This is a genomic window from Paenibacillus sp. PSB04 (assembly GCF_025809195.1).
Classification (GTDB): Bacteria; Bacillota; Bacilli; order Paenibacillales; family Paenibacillaceae; genus Paenibacillus_AQ; species Paenibacillus_AQ favisporus.
In genome coordinates this window covers 2,433,710-2,457,657 of the sequence record NZ_CP081301.1, presented here as the reverse complement: position 1 = coordinate 2,457,657, position 23,948 = coordinate 2,433,710, and the positions used below count along the sequence as shown (strand labels likewise).

Annotated in this window: 18 protein-coding genes and 1 pseudogene; 1 reads left to right on the top strand and 18 read right to left on the bottom strand. The window is 36.8% G+C overall.

Annotated elements, in window-relative coordinates; translation table 11 throughout:
- Positions 1–3: 3 nt before the first annotated feature.
- The 4 genes from K2F33_RS11515 to K2F33_RS11500 all read right to left on the bottom strand — a co-directional run bounded on the left by K2F33_RS11515 (position 4) and on the right by K2F33_RS11500 (position 4,426).
- A complete protein-coding gene (locus tag K2F33_RS11515; RefSeq protein WP_263881725.1) occupies positions 4–660 on the bottom strand; it encodes a TauD/TfdA dioxygenase family protein in 657 nt (218 codons plus the stop codon).
- Between the two features lie 906 nt (positions 661–1,566).
- Entirely contained in the window at positions 1,567–2,388 is an 822-nt protein-coding gene (locus K2F33_RS11510) for a hypothetical protein (RefSeq protein WP_263881724.1), read from the bottom strand.
- A gap of 442 nt (positions 2,389–2,830) precedes the next feature.
- Complete coding sequence (locus K2F33_RS11505) at positions 2,831–3,628, bottom strand: hypothetical protein (RefSeq protein ID WP_212970957.1); 798 nt, start codon at positions 3,626–3,628, stop codon at positions 2,831–2,833.
- A gap of 300 nt (positions 3,629–3,928) precedes the next feature.
- A complete protein-coding gene (locus K2F33_RS11500) occupies positions 3,929–4,426 on the bottom strand; it encodes a hypothetical protein (protein WP_263881723.1) in 498 nt (165 codons plus the stop codon).
- Between the two features lie 202 nt (positions 4,427–4,628).
- On the opposite strand from K2F33_RS11500, the gene K2F33_RS11495 reads away from it, so the two are divergent.
- Complete coding sequence (locus K2F33_RS11495) at positions 4,629–4,970, top strand: helix-turn-helix domain-containing protein (RefSeq protein WP_212971195.1); 342 nt, start codon at positions 4,629–4,631, stop codon at positions 4,968–4,970.
- 161 nt (positions 4,971–5,131) lie between these two features.
- Here the strand turns inward: K2F33_RS11495 and K2F33_RS11490 are convergent, their stop codons facing one another.
- The 14 genes and pseudogenes from K2F33_RS11490 to K2F33_RS33695 form a co-directional block, all read right to left on the bottom strand.
- Positions 5,132–5,965, bottom strand: coding sequence for a hypothetical protein (locus tag K2F33_RS11490; protein ID WP_263881722.1), 834 nt, complete (start codon positions 5,963–5,965; stop codon positions 5,132–5,134).
- A 213-nt stretch (positions 5,966–6,178) separates the two neighbouring features.
- Positions 6,179–6,754, bottom strand: coding sequence for a hypothetical protein (locus tag K2F33_RS11485; protein WP_212970954.1), 576 nt, complete (start codon positions 6,752–6,754; stop codon positions 6,179–6,181).
- A 211-nt stretch (positions 6,755–6,965) separates the two neighbouring features.
- Positions 6,966–7,739 (bottom strand): hypothetical protein, encoded by a 774-nt coding sequence (locus K2F33_RS11480; protein ID WP_212970953.1) that lies wholly within the window; start codon positions 7,737–7,739, stop codon positions 6,966–6,968.
- A 239-nt stretch (positions 7,740–7,978) separates the two neighbouring features.
- Positions 7,979–9,124 (bottom strand): TIGR02391 family protein, encoded by a 1,146-nt coding sequence (locus K2F33_RS11475; protein ID WP_212970952.1) that lies wholly within the window; start codon positions 9,122–9,124, stop codon positions 7,979–7,981.
- A 231-nt stretch (positions 9,125–9,355) separates the two neighbouring features.
- Positions 9,356–11,809 carry a restriction endonuclease-like protein gene (locus K2F33_RS11470; RefSeq protein WP_263881721.1) on the bottom strand — a complete coding sequence of 818 codons (2,454 nt, stop codon included), beginning with the start codon at positions 11,807–11,809 and terminating at the stop codon, positions 9,356–9,358.
- Positions 11,781–13,931 (bottom strand): McrB family protein, encoded by a 2,151-nt coding sequence (locus K2F33_RS11465; protein ID WP_263881720.1) that lies wholly within the window; start codon positions 13,929–13,931, stop codon positions 11,781–11,783. The genes K2F33_RS11470 and K2F33_RS11465 overlap by 29 nt, the downstream gene beginning before the upstream one ends.
- A gap of 91 nt (positions 13,932–14,022) precedes the next feature.
- Positions 14,023–14,880, bottom strand: coding sequence for a restriction endonuclease (locus tag K2F33_RS11460; protein WP_263881719.1), 858 nt, complete (start codon positions 14,878–14,880; stop codon positions 14,023–14,025).
- A 211-nt stretch (positions 14,881–15,091) separates the two neighbouring features.
- A complete protein-coding gene (locus K2F33_RS11455; protein ID WP_263881718.1) occupies positions 15,092–17,005 on the bottom strand; it encodes a DUF2075 domain-containing protein in 1,914 nt (637 codons plus the stop codon).
- 11 nt (positions 17,006–17,016) lie between these two features.
- Positions 17,017–17,335, bottom strand: a pseudogene (locus K2F33_RS11450) (nucleotide pyrophosphohydrolase).
- A 517-nt stretch (positions 17,336–17,852) separates the two neighbouring features.
- Complete coding sequence (locus K2F33_RS11445; RefSeq protein WP_263881717.1) at positions 17,853–19,871, bottom strand: AAA family ATPase; 2,019 nt, start codon at positions 19,869–19,871, stop codon at positions 17,853–17,855.
- Positions 19,872–19,973: 102 nt separating this feature from the next.
- On the bottom strand, positions 19,974–21,587 hold the full coding sequence (locus K2F33_RS11440) for a DUF2326 domain-containing protein (RefSeq protein WP_263881716.1): 1,614 nt from the start codon (positions 21,585–21,587) through the stop codon (positions 19,974–19,976).
- Positions 21,565–21,804, bottom strand: a complete 240-nt coding sequence (locus tag K2F33_RS33625; protein WP_318672408.1) for an ABC-three component system middle component 7 — start codon at positions 21,802–21,804, stop codon at positions 21,565–21,567. Before K2F33_RS33625 ends, K2F33_RS11440 begins: the two co-directional genes overlap by 23 nt.
- On the bottom strand, positions 21,801–22,556 hold the full coding sequence (locus K2F33_RS11435) for an ABC-three component system protein (protein WP_263881714.1): 756 nt from the start codon (positions 22,554–22,556) through the stop codon (positions 21,801–21,803). Before K2F33_RS11435 ends, K2F33_RS33625 begins: the two co-directional genes overlap by 4 nt.
- A gap of 1,042 nt (positions 22,557–23,598) precedes the next feature.
- Entirely contained in the window at positions 23,599–23,811 is a 213-nt protein-coding gene (locus K2F33_RS33695; protein ID WP_412974031.1) for a hypothetical protein, read from the bottom strand.
- Between the last annotated feature and the right edge of the window lie 137 nt (positions 23,812–23,948).

Below are 23,948 nucleotides of genomic sequence, written 5' to 3'. Positions count from 1 at the left end.
TTCTCAGTCCCCCAATATGAGAATTCTTTCTAAAATTCTGTCTTCACAATCAATATTATTAAAATTTTCCCCTCTTGCATGAAGCATTCTCCAATTATCAAAAACGATTGTCTTTCCGCTGCTCCAACTTATTTTAACTGTAGGTGAATATTGCAATGCATTATAAACCAGATCCATTGCTTTAGGGTCTCTCTTAAGAGGAAAAGTCATACAATCTTTATCAAATCGAGTTATTATTTCGTTGTTTTGTGCTTTAGAAATAACCGTTGAAAGGAATGTCTCTTTGTTGTCAGAATAAATCCAGATTTCATTTTTCAAAATATTTAAAGAGTCATCATTTAAATTAGAGTACAACTCTTTTAATAAAGTTGGTCTTGAGTCATTTCCTCTTTGCATTCGCAAAATAACATACCTGGGGGGGACTTTTCTGTAAGCAGCTTCTGTATGATATGGGAAAGCGCCCTTCCCATAAATAGCAGAAAGAGAATTTACCTTAGCCTCTTCTTTATTTAGTACCTTTATTAATGAGACAACGCTTTCGTTTCTCCTTGAAGGTACAGGTGTTCCTAGTTGCTTAGCTAAATATAATAAGTCATTATAGTAATCAAATTCAAAGAAACCATTCAATTTCACACTTTCAATAATATCTTTAACATTCATGATTTATACCTTCTTACATAGAAAGTGCCCTCATTATGGATGGAACAACATAATATTTCATTGTTTTCCGGAAATTGGGTTCATTTTCCTCCGTAGCTCTTTCTCAACCTCACTAACCAGAGGATAGAGATCATCTGCACCTAATTCCCATAATGCAGAACTCGATACTTGGAGCGTCAAATCTCTAAAACCAATCCTTTCTTTCAAACGAAGTCCGTAGGTGCCGTCATAAAAGCCATCATAATGAGTCTGGATCCGCTCGAACACATTCTTACTTTTTCCTAAGTACAATGGAATAAATCCATTTTTATATCGATTAAATTCATTAATATACGAGTAATGCTCCTTCGCTCTATTCAAGTATAACAATGGCGAGAATTCTACAGATCCCCATAATTGTTTCAATAGACTGAACCAACTAATCATTTTATCTTTTTCAGAACCAGCATATGATAATTCCCAACTTTTATAAATATTTGAAAATTCAGCCTCAAAAAGGTAGATGCCCGCCCCTTCCGTATGTCGGACCCGACATTTCTCATAGTTGACGATATTGTAAACTGATATGTGCTACGCCGAGAAATCAATTCATTTTCGGTCCTTATTGATAAGTAATTAATCAGGGATTTTTTCCTCTCCCGATAAGCTTTAACTTCCTGGAGCAGTTCTTTTTTATTCATATTCATTTTAGCTACCTTTTAGCATATAAAATATTTACTTTTGCTAATTTTCCCTCTATCGTTCTAACTCAGATTCAGCTCTCTTATATTTCCAACTCTCTTATATTAACTCCAACCAAGCAAAATATAAGTCCGATACCATAAAGAAAATTTAGCAAATTTCTTATGATCTGATAAATTAATAATTATTTCAAAAAATGACCGGGAGCCGAATCTGGCAATGCGATTATAATGTCGGCATATTAAAATAAAACAGTTTCTTAAAATCTTGTTTCGAATCGAATGTATATTTAATTATATGTTCTTTATTAACCTCAACCGTTTGACTCCAAAGTCTAAAACCCAAACCAGTTGTATCTAATTCCACGATTATATAATCGAGATTTAATTCATAACATTCTTTATATTCATGCGTCTGTAACGGGAAATTATTTTTAAATTTATCGTTATACGGGGGCTTAAAGTAGTTGATTAAAGCCGCCTCAGCAACAGCAATGTTTTGCTTATCAGATATTTGTAAAAATCGGGTGTTATTCTTTTTGGATTCAACTAAATCTTCAATGTAACTACTTAGGTCATCAGTGTTGTCGTTGGGATCAAAGAATGCAATTGAATTGGGAGTAAATCTCCAAGCCGTCAGCCAGATATCGCTGTTCCAGCTTTCTTCGCTATAAATTTTCTGTACGGTTTCATGATGTTTCAGCCGGTCGAAAACATTGCGGGTAGGTGTCTCCTTATTACCAAAAGCGCGCCCAATGTATAGCACTTCAAGATCCATGACAGATAAGTCCAAGTTAGACTGAGCTAAAAATTTTTGTAACACTAAAGCGGCGTGAGCCTTATAAACTGGACCATTAGGAGTTTCAATTATAATGTATTGACCACCCATCTCGAAGCTCACTTTAAAAATCTTGTCTTCCATAGGAATTTGTATTCTGACATTCTTAAAGGAATCATTATAAGCAATACGGATGTTTCCTTTGAACACTCCCTCTGTAATATCGTAGGAGGATGTGTCAAAAATGATAAGAGGTCGTCTGCCAACCATATAAATGTGAAAATTCCCCTCGACATTCTTGTAAATTTCCTCGAGCGTACTGAGCTGATCCTGTTTGAACATGTATGTGTAGTTTTGAACCAGCGAAATTCCTTTATTATTTATTGTAGTCATTCCTTTCGAATAGAGAATTTTTCAGGCTGTCAATAACGAGTACAATATAAATTCCTTGGCTGCAATCGCTTGGATATGGCCGTAATTTTCGCATGAAAGAATTGCATGATTTATCCTCACTCGTACCTTTAATCTCCCAAGTATAGATCTTGGTCTCGATAACAAATAAACCTTACAGGGTGAATAAGTGAACTCTCAGAAGTGAGGTATCAGATAAACCTCCTTAATTATGTTAAATGACGTTCCCGCAGGTATTGCCCTGCCCCGCGAGGACAGTGAAATCCATAGGAATGTTCAGGAAAATGTATATGTATTAATTCTACTTTTTTTTGAAATATATTTGATTAGTATCATTCAGTATCACAAAGTAGTTCGCATTTTTCGTTTTAATTACTTTCCCAAACACTATCACACTATTGCTTTTAACTACATCAAAGAATTTGTTTCTATGACGATTATTAAACTTGTCAAGAACAGTTTCATCTATTAAGATAGATACTTTTTTAGAATTTTTAATGTTTATAAAGTTATTATTTAAACTTTTCATTTCTCCCCAGTAAAAAGAACTTTTATTTATATGGGAATCATCTAACTTATTAAACTCAAATACTAATTTAGATAGTTCAATCTCTTCATTATTGATATTAATTAATATCTCTTGTTCATCAATAATGTTAGCTTCTGCATAATTCAATATCTGTGATAGTGAAATTGATGCTTGTACAGATATTGCTGGCTTTTTCGTATACTTCTTCTTATTTTTAGTTACTTCTCTTTCTTCCCCGTCTTCAGATAGGTTTTCACCTTTACCCTTTGTACTTTTGTAGTTCCATCTAACATTAAATGTACTCGTATCTAACTCGATTTTATTTGTTTCTTTATCTCCTTCTTTACTATCATTCTTTTTTGATGATCCATTATCACAATTCCCAATGTGTTTTGCGGAAAAACACGCTTGCCTTCCGTTTCTACCTTCCTTACGATAGAGCGCATCAGCACCGCATTTTCCACACTTAATCTGTCCCCTCAGATTATCACGTTCTTCTTCTGTCATTCTCATGAATTGGAATATACTATATTTCCTGCTTTCATTAATTTTTAAAACTACTAAATCCATAGTTTATATTTACTCCTTAAAATAATTATCCATATTTTTTTGCCTACCGTTCTTGTATTGAAGGCGCCTCACCGACTTAAGATCTTTCTTCAAGTTGCTTCCAAAATTTCTTTTCATCAACGATATTAAAGAACTCTTTGGAATCACCTGAACTGTAGTTTTGCATTTGAGTATAGATGGTCATATCCAGAGTAAAAACTGGTATCTTAACCTTTTGTATTTTTATTTTTTAACCTCCCCCCAAAATTTCTCTTAACAATTATAACATTAAGAATTGCACTTGAGAGTTTATGGAACATCTTATTTGGAAAATATGGACCGGTCCTCTTCCGAGCTATAGGTTGAGATTCTTCGTGATAAGTGATTTAATACATCGTCCACTCTACTTAGCACTCTCTTAAGATGAGTAATTTGGATTTGTTGAAGGAGAGCAGTATCTTTGAAGCTTGCCAGAAAATGAATAGACTGAATAAACATCACAGTATCCAAATCAGGGCCAGTCTTATCGTCTGTAAGCCGAGCTAAGTCCTCAAGGGATAGTGAATGAGGAAGAGAAGTCAAATTGTTTTCTTTTATATACAGCGCCATCAACATGGACTCCAATGCTCGATAACCTAACACAATGCAAATATGAGCTGAGGATTGGTGTATCAAACGAAATGCCGAATCCATATAAATCTGTGAGCGATCAAGTAATTTATTAATAATTCTCGCCTGAACAGCCACGTTTCTCTGTAAGCTTGACGTCTTATTCATCGTATCCGTGCCATTATCCATTGAGGTTGAATGCTTATCCACATATTTCAGCTCCCAACTCGGTTATTGAACGACTAAAATTGAAAACATTGCCTCGGATGTTATGATTTCGTGGATCGTGGAGATACTTATATTTACCATTATACACCAAATTAATATCTATAAGTATTATTTTCAATATTCAAACACTGGTGTATAGGTGTTGTAATTTTATCTACACTTTTTAGTAGAGAGGTGTGGAATGATGACGGATAAAGAGATCCTTCTTCGGTTAGGTGCTCGTCTACGTGATTTGAGAAAAGAAAAGGGATTAACGCAAGAAGCTCTCGGAGAAAAAGGAGGGTTTCATTTCTCATATATCGGACAAATTGAGCGAGGAGAAAAAAACGTGGCTCTGTTAAATCTTGCAAAGATTGCAGAAGCGTTAGAGGTAGATATATCTCAACTCTTCACCTATACCAGTGTAGAGAGTAACGAAGAGTCGCAAGCTGATCTTCAAGAAATAATGAATATGCTCGAACAACAAAATCCTCAGCAGATCGCTATGGCAAAGAATGTGCTTAAAGCGATTTTTAATCATAAGTGAACATCTTACATAGCAAAAAGGCTGATTGGAATTCCAGTCAGCTCCTTGTGTAAAGATCAACTATTAGGTCATGAATTGATAGCCGCGTATATATTGATATCAGATGTATGGCTCTTCTTCGGGAATCTCTTGTCCCCGATGCGAATTGTTATCCGATGGTCTTAATGATTCACTTTCAAGAATATTAGAGTAGTAGAGAAATAACTCTCTAACAAACCAGATATTTCTTGTAGTACTTCACGTGTGTTATTATTTGATACCTTTGGTTTATAGATAATTTTTTGTTCCTCAAGCGCATTAATAAGTAGCTGATGGATCCTAATTATGTATGAATCAAGAGAATACTTTCCTAACTCAGGCTCTAGACTCAACTGATCTTGATATCGATCATTGTTGTGTTCTCTATTTGGTGCATCTTGAATCCGATGTTTAATCAAATCATCACTTTGATTCCTTATATAATATAAGACTTGCTCCCAGTTTTTATATAAGTTAATCTCCACGGGGTTTGAACACCAAAAAGCAGTCGTTCGAGTTGGATTGTATACAATATGATGCCAGTAAGAACCTGAATTATAAGGTAATTCTCTTAAATTTATAAATGTACTTTGTGACATTATTCTCCGATCCTCATGTAATAACCGATAATCCGAGTATTCAAAGAAACATGAAGAACAGTAAAAAACAAATGGCTGACTAACTGATAGGCTTTTTAATAGATTGTGTTGCGGAGATTTATCGGCTGGATATATTGGAAATCGATAATGATTAACATTGAACAAATCCCAATATTTGGAATTCCTTCTTTGTAAATAGTCAGCAACTTTATACTGTAAAAATACTGGAGCAACTATTGTATCAACTCGAACATCGAACCCAACAGACGCTTCCTCTACTAAAGATGGAAAATATGGTACGCCACATGAGAGTAAGATGTCTTCTAATTCTCTTGTACATGAATATGCATACTGCAATTCACTAAAATATGGTTTCATAAAATATCTCCAAGACTTTCGGATAACGTTTGGGTATTCAGAACCCGAGAACCTTAAGGCAGCTTCAGATGCCTTCCGCGACTGCGGGTAGGTTCGCAGAGTTGTCCTCCTGATTCTACTTCCCCGAATTGCCCCTATCAGACCGAGGAACGGCGCAAGCCGTCCCTCAGCGTGAAATTAATGTTAGCAGAAGTTCTCGACTTCTTGAAATAGCTAAGAATGGGTTCCGATATAATCTTTAATTGCCTTCATATTCATAATCCTAATTTCATTACTTCTACTAATATAGTTCACCAAATCAAGCGCTGGTTTTTCGATATTCTTATTAGGATTTGGAATAGATTTTAGGGATTTTGTTTCTCTATAGCTTTGAGTTGTTAAATTATAAATATCAATTGTTTTGCTGTATATATCGAATATCTTATTGTCTATATCCTCAGGTAATTTATTATTTAAACCAGTTCTTACTAAGTCTTCATAATGCAAAAAAGAGAGTGAGTTATTAATTGATAGGTAATACTCCCATTGTTCATCCTTCGGGTAGACTCCAGTATCTCTCATCGTATTCCATAATTGTTCAATCATCTTTTGATTGTATTCAAACTCTATAAAGCATCTTTGAAGTTTTAGTTTTAGAATCCTCTTTTCTTCATCTTCTTTATTTTCATTTTGTTTTTTCATTTGCCATTTAGCCAAGATATAAGCAAGCAAGCCACCTATCATAACTCCAACGATATTAATAATTAGATCTATAATCTTATCTATAATCTTATCTTTAATGTGATCCATTAGTTTCTCCCTTAGTATTCGAGAATTTCTGCTAACGCCTCCCCGAGAACCTTTAAGCCCCAACAGGACGGCCACGACGCGGTTAGGTTCGCAGGGTTGTCCACTTGAATCAACTCCTCCGAAAATCCACAGGAGGACCAAGGAGCCTTAAGGCTCAGCAGTGTGAATACAATGTTATCAGATGTTCGGTTCATCCCGAGTTAACTAAAATTCACTTGTTGTTATCAGATTTAAAATATTCTTCAACCAATAAACCATAGCCTATTGTGTCAGAAAAGAAGTCCATTTCTTGATTGAGATAGTATTCAGGTATCACAAAGCTTATGATCTCTTCAAAATATTTAGAAAAATGCCAATGAAATTTAATTAAAATCTCAATCCATTCATTAAGATCAAATTCATCACGTGTAAATTGTTTTAGATCATAATTCTCAAAACTAAATGGTAGATTGCTAAAATTTTCTCCTAAGCCAGGAACATAAAATGATCCTCTGTGTTTGTAGTAATTATACTTTTCTCTTACTTTCTGTGTTAAATCACTATTAAAAAATCCATTAACGTAGTCTTTTATTTTATTTTCTTTCGCGAGAGTTAATTGATAATTTAGCGTAGTAAGATTACAACCGTTCAGATATCTATCGAAAAGCTTTTTGTTATAAATTAAGTCTAAGCCAAAGTCACTTAAATAAAGCCAAATTACCTGCCACGATAAATCTATACATATGTTGTAACAGGAAAGGGCGTTATACATTAATATTGATTTGAAGTACAATGTACTTATTTCATCATCACTATTTACTAATTGTCCAAATTCATCACACTCAAAATAAACAAAACTGGCTCTTCCAGTACAAAAAGTTCTATCGACATCTGCTATTTTTATCGCGGCAGCTGTAATATTAGTTTTAAAGTTACTGTAATGTTGAATCTGTGGTTCATATCTATTCCATCTTGGAATTTTTCCAATTCTTCTAATAAGATCCATGGCTACTGTCACATCTTTCAATAGTTTATGTTTAACCGAATTTCTGATAACGTTTCCGTGTTCACGACGTCCCACCACCTTAAGCGAACATAGTGAGCGGCCGCGATGTGGTTGGGTGATGCGGATGTGTCCCGGCCATCGCCTCTTCAACTACTCTTCCGGGACCGAGGGGGGCTTGTCCCCCGATACGTGAACACATTGTTAGACGAGGTTAATGACCTCTTAAGATGCCTACAAATTTAAAATGGTAAGTCATCATCATCAATAAATAGTTCTTGTGTTTCTTCTTTCTCTTGGAAGTTGTCAAATTCTTCTTTAAAAGTTTTATAAATCTCATTTTCTTGATCTCCAAATATAAACTCATTTTCTAATTTCTCATAGACTCTTTTATCCCCATCTTTAAGTCGTTGCTTTATTATACGATTGAAATAATAATTAGGATGTTCTATATTTTCTAAAATATCATCCCAAAAAAACCTTAAGACATAATCAACTTCAGTTTTCTCTGTGGACTCAAGTTTTTTTATGAGAATACCAATAGTATCTTTAATAAATGTAAAATGTTTAAGTTTCCCCCAAGCTACCCAACTTCCAAGTGCACCACCCATACACTTATTATTCTCTATGTTGTATTTTCCTTCTTTAATTGATTCCATAAGTATGTTCTCAATACGAATCCTAGAAATTTCACTGATCCTATGCCATAAATCAAAGGGTATGATTTGCAAGTTAGATCGTATAACTTTATCCTCTGTAACTTTAGATAATTCGTCTGATACAACTGTAAAAAACTGTGTTAGTTCATCTCCATTGAATTGATTTATAATGGCTTGTACAAAGAAGCCTAATTTTTTACCATCACCAGTCTCTTTTTTCTTGTAGACCTCAATGGCAAAGTTAAGTCGTTTTCTTTTGGGTATTTCCTCCACTAATAATTCCGCATACCTATTATTAGGAACGAAGTTGTTATCAAATACTCTATTTAAAAATTCAACTTCTGAATATTGTGTCTTCGATTGATCAATTACTGTGCATAGATAGTCTATAAAAGTAATGATTGCATCTGCTTCTTTCTGTGAATCTTCGAATCTATCATGACTTCTTGGATTTCTAATAGCCTGATAAATTCCCCTTAATATTTGTTCTAGTCCTTTCTGTACATTAACTTCAGATTCTGTTTGTAAAGCATTTACTTTAATTAAAGGTTGTGTACCTCCAAAAGCTTGTCCAATAAGTGCCGCTCCATCACTTTCTAGACCAGTCTTATCTCGAATAAGATTGCTTAAGAAATATATTGCATCAATTATAGATTCAGAGAAACTTCTCGATTCATAATTCTTCTTTATTGAATTCCATAATTTCATATCAATTTGTGTTTCAATCACAATAAATACACCTCGTTTTATATTTCTTATCATTAATTTCGTTTAACTCCAATTCTATGAATGTCGCACTCGCTCTATCCAACGAGTTTATGACATTCGTATTACCGCCTGATTTTCCATAATAATCGCATGCTACTAAAGAAAAAATTCTAACATTTTTGAATTCTCGATTCGACTGATGCAAGATAATTTAAATAATGCACACAAGCTTAAACAATACAGCAATGTTAATTATTCATTCTTCACTTCGCTTTCCTCCAATAAATCAACTTTCACCTGTTTCGCCAAATCCACATACGGATGATCTAGTTTAACCTTCACTTTCCCGGCACGCCGTTTCTCCCGCCATTCCTGTAGCTTCTCTTCCGTCTCTAGCTTTAATTCAGCAAGCTCACGGGCCCGGTCCAGCATGTATTTCGACGTATACAAAACCGTATAAATCCCTATCCCGCCTAATTGAATAGGCTGCTCAAGCTTCTCCCAGGACTCTAAGGTGAATCTGACGTACAGCTCATTTTCTTTACCCGGCCGAGCCGGACGTTCCTTGATCTCCCCACGACGGACGACCTGCCAGTCTTTGATTTTGCCATAATAGTGAATTCCCGTATGGCCTGTATGATCGAAATTCTTCCGAGACTGGCACATTGCGATGTACTCCAGCTGCGTCAAAATTTTCGCGTCGGTCAGGTTCCTGAGCGGCATGTGGTAGATGCTATGATCCAGCATAACCTGCAACTGGGAGACGTCTCGTAGGGAGCCGACCAAGACATTTTTTCCACTTAATTTATTTACAAAATATTCCTGGGTTCCCCGCGGCTTCGTAGATCGTTCAAACGCTTTCTCCGGACTGTCTAAAATAATCTCGTCCAAAAACTGCTCTACCAGCCTCGTCGATCCCGGCAAAAAAGGGAACGCCCCCACGTTCATCAGCTCAATGCTTTTATAGAACCGGTGCTCCTTGAATCGTTCTTCATCATGATAAGGGAACAAAACATAAGCCCCAAACATATTCCTTTCATATTCCTGAGAAGAAGCATTCAGGCTGACTATCGCATCCCGGTAACGATGCATCGTATTGATGTCCTCTTCCACTGGCCCCGGCGCCTGATAAGCATTGAAGTAAGCATCACCTTCATAAGCCGGATTCAAACGATATTTTGCATCAAAGATATACTGATACACCTTCTCCCGCCCGGCATCTTTTTTACTTAAAGTCAACACATTGTCGGGACGCTGTGAGAGCGTTGGGCTTTGGCTTTTTCCGAAACTTAAATTGTAGTAGAGGGTGAACACTTCACCCGTCCTTGGATTCACATATTCCATCTTGGCTGTCGGTTTCTTATCTAAAGTTACATATATACCGTTCCGATTTACCGTTACGATATCCTGGCTCTTGAGATTGTACTTTCTACCGAGAATTTCATTGAGCTTAAGAAAACACCAATATTCATAAAGCTGCGCCACGTCCTTCATCGAGAGGCGGAGCAAATCATTTTGAATGGACAAACCCTTCAGTAGCATTAAATAATACCGGTACACATCCCTATATCCTGGCGCCATTTGCATAACTAAACTGACCGTAAAATGCTGTAGCTTCCCCACCTCACGCAAAAAGCTCACATGCAGCACCTGTTCCACTTGGCTCGCCATTTGATCTAAGCGACGTAATAGCAAAACATCTTCTTTCCGCTGCTGCATCCCTTGCGGTTCTTGCAAACGACGTCTTAGCTTTATTAGGTTCTCTTTGACCCGTTCCAGCATCCACTTTACAAACCGATTTTCATTCGTATCGTAGGAAACTTGCTTCTTGGATTCGATCAAATGCGTCGCCTTATAAAGCCGATTCTCAATCCGGACATATCCATGCGTTGGATCTTCAAGAAGCCGGCCTGCCCTCTTGTTCAAAAAAGCGATATTCTCCTTCCCCGCCTTCCGAACCTTCTCAGCAGGTTTTACCTGACGGTCGGTCACTAAACGATGATGCGGCTGCAACGTAACTCGTCTCACAGCTTCCAGCAAACGCTCAAACACAAATTGCAGAATCGTATAATACTCCGTCAAGCTTTGATTCTGCGTCTCTCTTAACCCGGTTAACTGGTAAGTCCTTCTCATAAAATCAAACGAAAGGTTATAAATTTGGCTGTTCACTTCGTGCAGCAGCGTCATATAATCATGCTTGTAATCCAGCTTAACGGGGAATATTTCAAGTTCAAGCCGAAACACCGTTTTTCCCGCTAAGCGGAATTCAAGCTCCGTGTAGCCGACTTCATTTTTAAAGTTCAAGATGCCGGATAGAACCATTTTCCCTACGGGTTTAACGCTCTCCCGCAAGCTAACGTTGTCATGGTAAAAAGTCAGGTCCAGCGGTTGCTGCTTCTTTTCCACAATGAGCTCATAGTTTCGAGTCTCGTAAAAACAAGGAAAAGCCGGCATGCCCTCATGCCAGTCTACTAATCCCCCGTCTAAATGGGAAAAAATCTTCACTTCCTCTATTTGCAATTGAGAAGTTGGGCTTGAAACCTTAAGTAGGGCATTGATCCATTGCCCTTCCTCATCCCTATGCAACACTAGCGTTTCGACCGTAGGATGAGTTGGACGTCCTTTAAGATAAAGCGTAAAAAGATTAGTCTCCACGCATAACAACTCGATATCAGCGTTAGGAGAGCCAGAAGGAGGTAAATCCATCTTCTTCTAACCTCCTCAGCATAAACGCCAGCTTCCGTGCACTTTGGCGATATTTCGCGGCTGGGGCTTCTTTGCCGGCTTCCCATCTGGAGTACAAGGGGGATGCGTCATCCAATAAATCGTTGACCTTAAGTGATTCCCCTTCCAAACAAACTTTTAGAAGCTTTAGGAGCACTCTTTTTACAGAGGTATGACTGCCTTGGATACGAGGTAGAATCTTCTGAAGCAGCTGCAAATCAAAAGCTTCATCCTCCGTCAGCAATCCAAAACGCTCCGCATAAATGCTATAGAAGCTGATCGTATCCCGGATTCTAAACCCAACCTGTGCATGAATTTCCTCAAGTATTTGGTTTATCGCGACTAGCCTGTTTGTTGTACGCTTCACCAATTCTTTATTTTCGGCATCGACGTTCACTAGATTCAAATAATCGGCACGAAAAAAACGTTGAGAAACAGGCGCGATTTCCACGATTTCCTGTTCTTCATCGCCTTCTGACCATGGCAATTGTGTTAAGTCGATATGATTAAATTCTAAGGTATTGGCTCGGTCGAGCACCTTTTTACTGAACGGGTAGGTCGTCTCATCCATGTTCACCGTGCCTATGAGATAGACATTTTCAGGAATGCCAAGGTCCCCATAGAACTCTTGATCTTCAAGCCGATCCAGAGAGGTATATGGAATGAGCGGTTCGGTTACGATTTGTCCATCCATCCAACGCTGACTCTCCAGCAAGCTAAGGAGGTCGCTGAAATAATGCTCCACCCGAGCCAAATTCATTTCATCTAGACATATAAAATACGGCTTATTACGGTTCTCAGGCAGCGAAGCGGTGACCATAACTTCCGTTAACCTGCCTGGCTTAAAGCGGCCGGATAAATCCTGATAACCAATGAGATCCGAAGGATCGTTCCAATCCGGACGTACGGGGATCAGCGTAAATTGACCGCTTTCCCCTGTAGCTCCTACACTCTCTGCGAAAAGCTTCACGAGTTTAGTTTTACCTGTCCCCGAAATACCTGCCAGGATGACGAATGGTTTGGTTTTTAGGGAGAGGTAGAAGTTTTCGATGAGAGGGTCGGAGTAGTGGAATCCGTTTTGTTTTATAAATGCTTTAATTTGATTAACCGTCTCTCTGACATCTTCATCCTTGATTTCAGGCAAAGTAATTGTCTCTTCCATAACAGGGTTCGCAATTTCAAATTGAGTAAAAGTAGGCCAATTGACGTCTTTAGATAAGTGTTGAATGAGCTGAAGTCCAGGAATCGTAAAACGGTACAAATAACCTTGGTTCACTCCACCTATAGAATTTAAAGGGCCTTGAGTAATATTCAGTTTCATTAATTGTTGATTGAATAGCTCTAACGGAATAGCTGGCGAAATTTCATAATAATCCGTTCTAACCAACCGTCCCTCTTCTTCCCAATTCGAGTTGGCAAAACTGCTAGGTCTTGGAGCAATTTGGGCTGGGTCTATAACTCGGCTAACGTATCTTAAATGCTTATTGGCATAATGGAGAATAATATCTCCCCTTTTCACTTCTCTCATGGTTTCCCAATGGTGGACGGAGTTACCATTGGAATTTTTCAAGGGGGCCCATATGACACCTTCAGTTTTTCCTGCATAGATCGTGTTACCTTGATTTACCCACCAGACATTAGGTGTCCCTTGTTGGGTGATTAGCTCAATTCGATATTCGAACGGTGATCCGGTGGCATAGAACTCGATATATTCGGCTTGAGCATCAGGAACAACTATATTCTTCTTTCCAGTGTTCTCCGCTTTCTTGGCTGTAATATACTGGTATGTAGCTTGGAACTGAGAGATCATGAACTGCTTGAGTTCTTTGTTAGAATCATAGCGGATTTGAAGGGCTTCACGATCTGCTGATTTTTGATCCACATTTTGCAGCCTAGCCTCGAACGTTTGATTTTTATAGATGAATACAATCTTTTGACTTGTTCCTAATGCCGGAGCTTTGCCCTGGTTAGCTTCACTAAAATCAACATGAAATTCAACAGGAATTTGCGTACCATATTCAAAAATAGAAAAATCGACCTTTTTACGTCCGATCAGATTCGGGATTTCGGAATCTTTCCACCAGCTTCTGAGAGTTTTGATCATAGCGCCTCCTTAGAGCGAATAGCTTCGTGATGGTATAAAATTTACTGACCGAATAAGTTGTGTAGTTTCTGAACCTGCAAAACTGTTTTGTTTATATTGCTTTGGTATTTCGGCACTTCGGAAAGTTACTACAACCCCAAAATTCCGTACCTTGTTTTCCTTTTCTTCTAACCATCGGGGCACCACATTTGCATGTTATACCGCTGGTTGCCGTCACCTCTCTTTTTGTCCTAACTATTTCAGATTTAGCCGTGGCTACATTTTTTTCAATTGGGCTTCGTTTTTTACTAGGCTGCCACTTTCCCCAAGCTTTGAGTTTATGCTCAACAAGACCGCCATGCCAATAATCCACTTTAAACTGTTCTGCTTCCTTCTTCGCAGGAGAAGTCAGGTCGGAGGTGGTGACAAGCAAGGATAAAATACAATCATGATTTCTTTTTGCTGCAACTAGTTCGCGTACGGTCATAACGGGAACCAGGTTATGGTCCGCATAACATTTGGCTTGCACTGCGGTCTTTTCACCGCGTCGGTCAATAATGACTAAATCCACTCCTCCGTCGCTCCCTCCCACACCGACCTCCTTAACGGTATAACCTTGATCGCGGAAATAAAGAGCAAGTAATCTTTCGAATTCAGCTCCAGTTAAATCGTCTAGTCGGCTTGTAAGGATAATCTCGTCTGATCTCACTGAGTTGCTGGCACGTCTTGTTTCGGTTGAGCTTTTCTTTTGATTTGGTTTAGCAGAGTATTGCTTTTTGCTCGTACGTCTCTTCCGTGTCCACATCGCACCAAGAATTTCTGCTGCTAGAAAAGCAACAAGAATAATGCCAAAGAAGAAACCCCAATGTAATCCTGGAATACTAAAATAAAGCGCGAGTCCACCGATAATAAATAAACCTCTCAAAACGTATGCAATCTGCCTGCCTTCTGCTTTGTATGTCCTAGCCATTCATTACTCATCCTTCCGGTTATGTATATATCCATTTTTCGACAATTGCTCCTATATTCCCTCTAATTTAGGTAAAAAGAAATGCACCCTTCAATAGGTGCATTAGAACTACTCATATGGTTCAACAGATCTATCAACTTATACATCAGTAATTTAAGAGTTGGTAAGTTGAATTCTTTCCAATTGATAGTTATCAAGGTTATCGATTGAACTATTGTTCCGTATAAGACGACACAACCGCATCATACTCCTTAGTTGTTTCTAGCAATATTACCTTACCTAACTGCCCTATAATGTAATTTCGTAGCTCCGGGTTTCGGCAATACAGGAAACAGCCTTTCATGCCTCTAGAGATTAACACTTTGTATATGTTTTTAATTAGCTTTGTCAGTTGGTCATTATCATTTTTAAGTCCCTTTTTTCCCTGTTTGTCCTTATACTCTTCAAAGTCAGCATAAATACGCATCGATTGAGGATCATATTTTAAATCATTACCGATGATGACGCCAACATAATCAAATTCCAACCCCTGGGATGTGTGAACACAACCAATTTGTTCTAATCCTCTTTCGTCAAGCGCCCAAGTAGAAAGCGAACGTCCATTCCAAGGCATCTTAAAATCATGTTCTAGAATAACAACATCCTCGATTTCTCCATTTGGATTACCATCTTTGGCATTCGTCCATTCCCATGCGTACCCCGCTAACATTCGAGCTTTGTAGCCTTCACTTACCTTCTCTTTAATTAATTCGTAAACAGAATTAGGGTCATCCATCAATAAGAACTGAAACGCATCTTGATCCCATCCATCAAAGTTTCCTGTCTCTCTAATCTGGAAAATATGATCAATCCAATTCAGAAATCCTTCTGCTCCCGAGCATCTAAATTGTGCAGACAAGGTGTACTCAAAGACTTGTGAATGATTTATTTCTGCGATACGCTTAATTTCCTCAACTGTACCAATATCATCGGGTCTAATACGCTGATTATCATCAATGAAAAATACATTTACTTTGGATGATTTAATAATATCCTCGATTTGATTCACACCTTGATACATATATGCACCCTTCCCCTTAAGCCGATGAGCTTCATCAACGACTAGGACGTCAAAGAAATCGGCAGGAGAATTATAAAATTGGCCAGAGCCAGCGAATAGTCCTCTAGCTCTTGATTTATTTTTAGTCTGTTGTTTAACTAAAGTCTCAACCATAGCTGTCCTAAATGAGGCATTGGGAGCAACGAACTTTACATTCAGCTTTTTCTTTAGAAGGCCACCTAATGCATTCATCGAAATGACAGACTTCCCTGTTCCTGGTCCGCCTTTTACAATCAATGTCTTCTTATTCGTAATTTCCGTAGCTTCACTTATAATCGATTCATATGCAATTTTCTGCTCATCTAACAAGATGAATTCAGAATTCCCTTTAAATAACCCGTCAATATGTTCAATTAGCTTCTTGGAAGGGCGAATTTTCCCGTTTTCAATTAAATAGAGTAGGTTTATCCCATTTCCTTTGCCTGTATGCTTGTGGATAAACTCTTGAAGCTTAATTGTATCCTCTGACAGAAATAAAGGTGATTTCTTGATAATAGAATGATATTGCTGGTTCTGGAGTGGGTCTGGTTGTGGAGTTCTATAATTATGTAGATATGAACACGAATAACTATGAATATTTTGACTTTGAATTGCCTCATTCATATCCTCTAAGTGCTGTCGATAAGACCATGCCTGATAGGAAGGATGTGTCATTTCTCTTTCTTTTCCTCCAACATAAGCAAGCACCACATCCTCACGGTCTGTTGCTTGTGCTGAATCCCATTGCTTCAACTCTACGATTATACAATTATTATTTCCAGCATCATCCTGCCCGGTTACGATAAAATCAACTCGTTTGCTCGTAGCTGGAATATTATACTCAATCATAATTCCGCAATCATCCGCTATCCCTGAGTTACGAATGACACGCTCCATAAATTGCATGGAATTATTCCATGCTCTAATTTCACCACGACTTGGACGCATTCCCATCTTTCTGATAAATGCCTCTTCGATCGATATAGTCAGTAAATTACTGTCGACTTTTTCCCGAAATTCAAGAGCACTGCTGCTATATATAATCATTAGTTGCACCTCTACAAGTCAGTATACTTATCCTTCTTATCATACGCCTTCTCTACAGGGTATTTTAAGCTTATTTAGAATAAGATCTTCAATGCTTAATTCTAATGTCTCCGCCATATATATCGAATAAATGAGTACATCCGCCAACTCGTCAGCAATATCATCTTTGTTCAAACTTAAGGCTTCCTCTGGTGATTTCCATTGAAAATTCTCTAGGAGTTCAGATGACTCTATGCTTATTGAAATAGCCAAATCTTTTGGATTATGGAACTGCTCCCAATTACGGTTTTGACGGAAGGTAAGAACCTTTCTTATGATCTCTTCATTCATTAGATAAACTCCTTTCGATAAAAATATTTTAACAGTAAATTATTGTAGTAACACAGATATCATTAGTGGAACTAATTTACAACAAGCAAGTATATCGGATATATATATTTGGGATCCAATTTTCCGCGCTGTCCGTAAAGCTTTCATACCGCTAAACAATTACTTTTAAAGATGTTGTTAACTGAGGATAGAAAAAATCGATATAAAATCTCACTACCATACACACCAGTTATGGACTTACCCATCTCGATTGAGAGTCTCATTTATCACAATAAACTTATGCAACTTTCCATTCGTTCTTCCACTTCTATTTGTCAGCGTACTTCTATGGCTGTGTTGGAAATAGCTATATCAACAATCGAAATATATTTAAATGATTTAAGTATCTTGTCTCAGAGAATATGGAACCGAGGATATTTAACAAATCTTCACCTATTATAGATATACAAGTGAAAAATTATAGGGATCCCAAAATGAGTGTCTCTTACCACAGTATAAGTATTGGGTTTGCGTTTTATTATGCGAATTCTGGTAAAGCTATAAGTACATCTTCTTTGAAAAATTCATTAATGCTTTTGAAGACAGGAGGGGGCGGAACTGATTCAGTTGATACCATTTTATTAAATTCTTCTATATATCTAAATGATAGTTCTGTCTTCTTGGATTCTATAAATGATATGAAAGCAAATTTTCCTTGACTTGCTTCGATTGTTTTGCAAAACAAAAAATTGGTATCACCCCGAAGATTAGTAAATAATGAGTCCCCTCTGAACTCATATTCATCAAAGCGTATATCTGTGTAATCCTTTTTATTTTCACTAATTATATGATCTATTGCTTTAATGTATATCTTTGGGTTCAAAACGTCTTCTATTCTAGTAACAGTATATGCTGCGCTAGGGTTAAAGTTATCTAGACTCATTAAATCAACTCTACTATTTTCATGATTTATTTGAAGCCGTTTTAACTGTATTTTTCCACAGGGGTCTTTTCCTATATCCGAATTATCAGACAAGCTAGGATCCGTATCTGTTAAGCAAAGAACTCTTCTTACACTATTTGCCCTCTTATCAATCTTCAAAGGCATAACCAACAAATTATAAATATTTCTTACATTATTGAATCCACCTACTGGAAGAATCCTCACTTTTTGAGTATCTATTAATGTCTCTAGATATCTTTTATCAGTCCCTCCCTCACACAAAATTAAATGCTTGGAAGATTCTTTCCTAATGTATGCCGATAGACTAATCGCCAAATCATAAATACTCTTTAATTGTATTTCATCAGGAAAGTATGCTTGACTATCGAGATAATTATAAAAATCAAAAACTGAAAACTTACCATCATAATCTGATTCTTCTGTTTCAGATAAATGCAATAATGTTCCATTCTCTATTACTGGAAGTACGCCATACCAATGGGTTGAAACCAAGACCTGATTCCCGTATACATTTGAGAGCTTTTCCAACCTTTCAAATTGTTCAAAACAATGGATCAGATCTTGTGAAATTTCTGGTTCATCAATAGCTAGTATAACGTTCCTACCTTTATACTCTTCCTCTATTCCTCTATTTCTTAAAAAGGCATATATTATATCGATAAGTGCCCTTCTTTGTTCACCGGAACTTAACTCTTCAATTTCTTTTTGGGAACTTTTTAAAGTTCTTCTGGAGAAGTATCCTTCTAAAATATTATCAACTATATCAGAAGGTGTTAAATTTTGCTTCTTATTCCTAACAGCTTTAAATTCGTACTCAGGGTTTACAGTTTTAATAACCTTATTAATATCTTCAATAAAGCGATTTAGTTGGCCATTTATATGTTCTATTAGTGATTGATTTTTATCATCTACATTCATTTTCTCCTTTAAGAGCTGTTCAATCGTTACAATAACATTTTGGTTCATTATTTTCTGCATTTGCATATTTTCAATGCGAAGCGTTGAATTGGCCTGCTGTTCTACAGGGATATAGATATAGTTATAGTAACTCTCTATTACGTTGTTTATTTGATCTAGTGTTATTGTGCCTAGATACTTATCAATATTAGAAATAGGTTTACTAATGCTTTTAGCATCGGCACTTTTTCCAATTACTAATAAATAATGGGTTTCTGAATATTTATCCTTCATCTTTTCTACCTTAAGGAAAAATTCCTTAATATAAGCCCTTCTAGTAGCACCTTTAAAAGTAGCGTTTGCGTCCTCCCAGAGAAAGTTACTTACACGTTCTAAACTAGATTTAATATCGTCCGCTTTAGTTTTAAAATCAGAGTTCTCGAGCCATCGCTCTAAAGAACTTTTCTCTATGAGGAAAACAGGAGATATAAATAAATCCTCCTTATTCTTGCTACCTCTATTAATATTCCAACTTCCCTGTTTAAAATAAAAATTTAAAGCTTCTAGTATTGCACTTTTCCCCGTCCCGTTCTTACCTACAATAGCGGTAAACTTGTATCGATCATTTCTACTTATTTGAATATAAGCTGTCTGAGCATAGGATTTGAATCCATTAATAAATACTCCCTGTATCATCTCACTACAACTTCCTTTTTTTATTTTTAGTCCCTTGTTTTCATTAACATAGGTTAAATAACGTATGGGTCTTCTAAATTTGAGAAATTTAGTACATTACCATCACAAATTATTCTTCCAATTTTTTATGAATAATATTTTATTTTCAGTTAGTTGTAGAACAGTTCTATCTGAAATAATCTTCCCCGTCTCCTTCTTATAAGAATTAACTTTATCTATCGCTATAAAAATTTGTTTTTTGTTCTTATTGTAAATCTCCACAATATTCTCAAGCGCTATGTTCTCAATATTTTTCAAGAGGGGTAAGTCGTGTACCAGCGCTGGCAAGCATGTTAGTTCCAAGAGAGCTAAATCAAAAGTAATTAAATTGGCAAATGCAGTACCAGTACCAGTATCTCCAAAGGTATTAAATGAATACTTATCTCCTTGAATCGTTAAAATTGGCGCGCGTCTATTGTCTGAATAAATTAGTTTATTTAATGTACTCATTTGGATGTTAATTTGGCTACATATTTCAGCCAAAATTGCTTCTTTGTATGTATCCAAGTTTTCTTTTGCAGTTTTTAATGAAGTTTCAATATTTTTCTTCTTTGTATAAAATCCATTCTCATCAGTAAGTTGTTTTATTTTTGATGCAACCTCAACGACTTTTTCAATTGTGTATTTGGGTGCATTTTTAATGCTAAGTTTTTCTATGACAAGTTTATCAATATCTGCGATTTCATTATTTAGTATAGATAGCTTCGTATTAATTTCTTTTGCGGTACTTTTTAGTTCCTCTTTTAAAATAGAGGTAATTGATGCATGGAAATTATCAACCATTTTCACACGTTCAATATTGAAATTCGGAAAATACTCAATCAGTTGTTCTAATTCAGAGCCTGCATTTAAATTCTTGTTCTCAATATTTGTTAGTGTTCTTTTCAAACGGCTCTCAAAAATATTCCTTTGTGTTACGAGACTGCTTTTTTTCTTTTTAAGATCAAGAATATCCTTTGATACAAGTGCTTCAATATCTAATGCAGCGCTGACTATGCTTTCTTTCAATTTTGTCAGTTCAATATTAAGTGCTTCAATACTTTTTTGATTTTGTCCGAAAAGGGTTTTATTAATATTCGGCACTAACTCTTTTTTTGCAGCTGCTGCTAAGACATTCTTCTCCTCTGATAATTCCGTGATATGTTTTTCAAATCCAACAATTTCTTTGTATTTATTGAAGAGCTTTACTAATGCAACAATGGAGTCCTTTTGTCTTTCTTTCTCAAAATATTGAATTGGCTTTCTTTCATTTAGATTTTCCTTCAAATATATTCTGAAGTATCTTCCAACAATACTTCGAAATGATAGTTCCTCAATCTGACAACCATACCTCTCTTGTAAGAGATTGGTGTACTCATCAATTTTAATAGTATTCTGAGCCTCAAATTTTTTATTGCATACTGTTACAAACTTATATTCAGCGGTAGTACGATAAAAGAAGTATTCATCTTCATCAAAAATAAAAGAAAATTTAAAGACATGATGACCTAAGTTCTCAACAGCATCGTAGTTTTTCTTTACATAATCATCGCCACCAAAAACAAAATCTATAATCATTAGCATTGTCGACTTACCAATGGAGTTTGAAGCAATCTCATCACCAGCTATAACATTCAAGCCTTTATGAAAAACCACGCGCTGTTGAACAAACTTATCACAAATAATTTGCTTTAACATATCGAATCACCTTCAGTTCCTCGTCAATTTCAATTTTTTCAAGAGCAAACAACACGTCTAAAGCCACTATAAATTGGTTGACATCTTCAAAATTATGAGATGTTTTTTCAAACAGACTTTCCACACTGTCATCTGTTACGCTTAGAATATCCAATATATAAACTAGTTTAGATATAACGCTGACTTTAAACGGTATTAATTTATTAGGAAGTATCAAGAAAACACCTCACAATCTTGAACAAAAAAAGCAATCACTATTTCACATGCTCGTCTAGAACAATGATCTGTCTTTTCATCTATCCATTTTACAAGCGCATTATATATGTATTCTTGATTGTTATCTGTTTGCATGCATTTCCAATAAAAACTTTTAACTTGCGATGCAAGGGTATCAAACTTATGTGGAGTAACTTGATCCATGGCTACAAATATATTTCTAACAAAATCAAAATAATCAACAGCGTCATTTTTAATTTTTCGTTTAAGAATAAACGGAAGTGAATCGTTTGTTTTTTCATCGATTTTTAAAGATTCATAGCTTAGAGTGGTAATATCCCCATCAATAGTTTGCAGTTTTTCTAATACTACAGCAATTTCAGATTCAATATTGAACAAATAATACGTACTTCTCAGTTGAGCATCTTGCAAAAGTCCCTTTTTTAATTTAACCCACTTATTATACTCTTCAACAGTACGCGGGCTGTCAAAACGACCATGACATTTTGAACAAACTGCAATTACGTTTTTTATATCGTTAACATCATCAGACAGCCTCTCCTCAAATTTCAACAACTCTACCTCACTAGGTAACGGATTAGCTGGATAGATATGCGCCACTTCAAAGGACTTATATATCCTACCCTTTTTTTTATGGATAAGCCCATCCGTACAAATAGGACAGTAGCCGTCAACTTCGTTAAATAAAAGCATTTTTTCGTTATCAGTAAACAATCGTCTATTATCCTGCATTTATTAATCCCACCTACAGTCTATAACATTGTCTGCATAACCATATCACCAAATCATTTTGGTGATATCACAGAACAGTCTCGATTTCTTTGTAAAACCCAACAATCGACCCGCTTAGAAAAACAAATGAATCTTGTTAATCATTGCATTAAATCTAAATTTTAAAACAATTATTTATGTGATTTCACACACGGTTGGTTATATAGACCTATTCGACATAATAGATCGTAATTCCTTGTTTTTGGTTATTAAAATTGAAGGATTTCCCAGATATATGTCGAAACTCCTATTAAGAAATACCTTATTTAAGGAGTGACAACCGTCATCCTTAACAGGTTCATCAGGCACGATCATTGGAGAAGGTATACCGAAGTTTGGCGTAATCTTGGAACGGTAGGTCTCTCTGTCTTCGAAAGTTTGTTTGGAATCATCCGTATATTTCCACCAAGTACCCTCCGGTCCTTTATCCCACATCATTTGTCCATCAAGGCTGTACATGTAGTCGACCCAACGGATCGATTCTCGGATCGCCGCCATGTGCCATGTAAGCATTCCAATCGGAGAACAACAGAACAGAACCCGGTCATTTTTGATCTTGGCTTTCTTCTGGTCATCGGATTGCGAGAAGGACTCATGGTCGATCAAATCCTCTTTCCACAGCTTGTTGAGGAAAGTGATGTATCCTTTGTATGCATCCATTGCAGGCGCATAGTGAACGGCATCATGATCATCTACATAGAGCTCTTCATCGTACGCTCCAAAGACGCACCAAGATCCATGTTCTGATATCTCTCGACTTGCTTAGGATCCTTTTCCTTAGCAGCTTCAACAGAGTATACAGCTCATCGGTCGTCTCAGGCAGCTTGGTAACGTTAAGCACCTTCAGCATTTTACCGTTATACCACAACGGATTTCTATACCATGGCTGATAAGGCTGAATGCGTGGCAAAGAATAGATGTGTCCATCGGGAGCCGTAATCGATTTACGGATATCCGGATTGTCATCAAGGCGCCTTTTTAATGTTAAGCGCATATTGATCAATCAAGTCTTCCAAAATGGAAGGAGGATGCCTTGACTGCCGTAAGACAATTCTTCTGCTTGATTCAAATTGGCGGCAAAGAAGATGTCCGCTTCATCATTCCTCGCCTTGGTCGGTCGGTAATATTGTCCGCATACGAACGTGATGACCGTGTCCCGTTCATACGTCAGTCCGCCAACATTTTGTTCACGAGCAGCAGCGTTAGATCCTGCCACTCCTACGGATCTCCCGTCTGCATCGCTTGGTGAAGCAGCACCTTCGAGAGGTCTTCCGCTTACGATATTCTTAACATGTACATGATGAAGGAAACGAACGAATTTATCACTTGAAGCGGAATTTCTTTGAGTTAGTG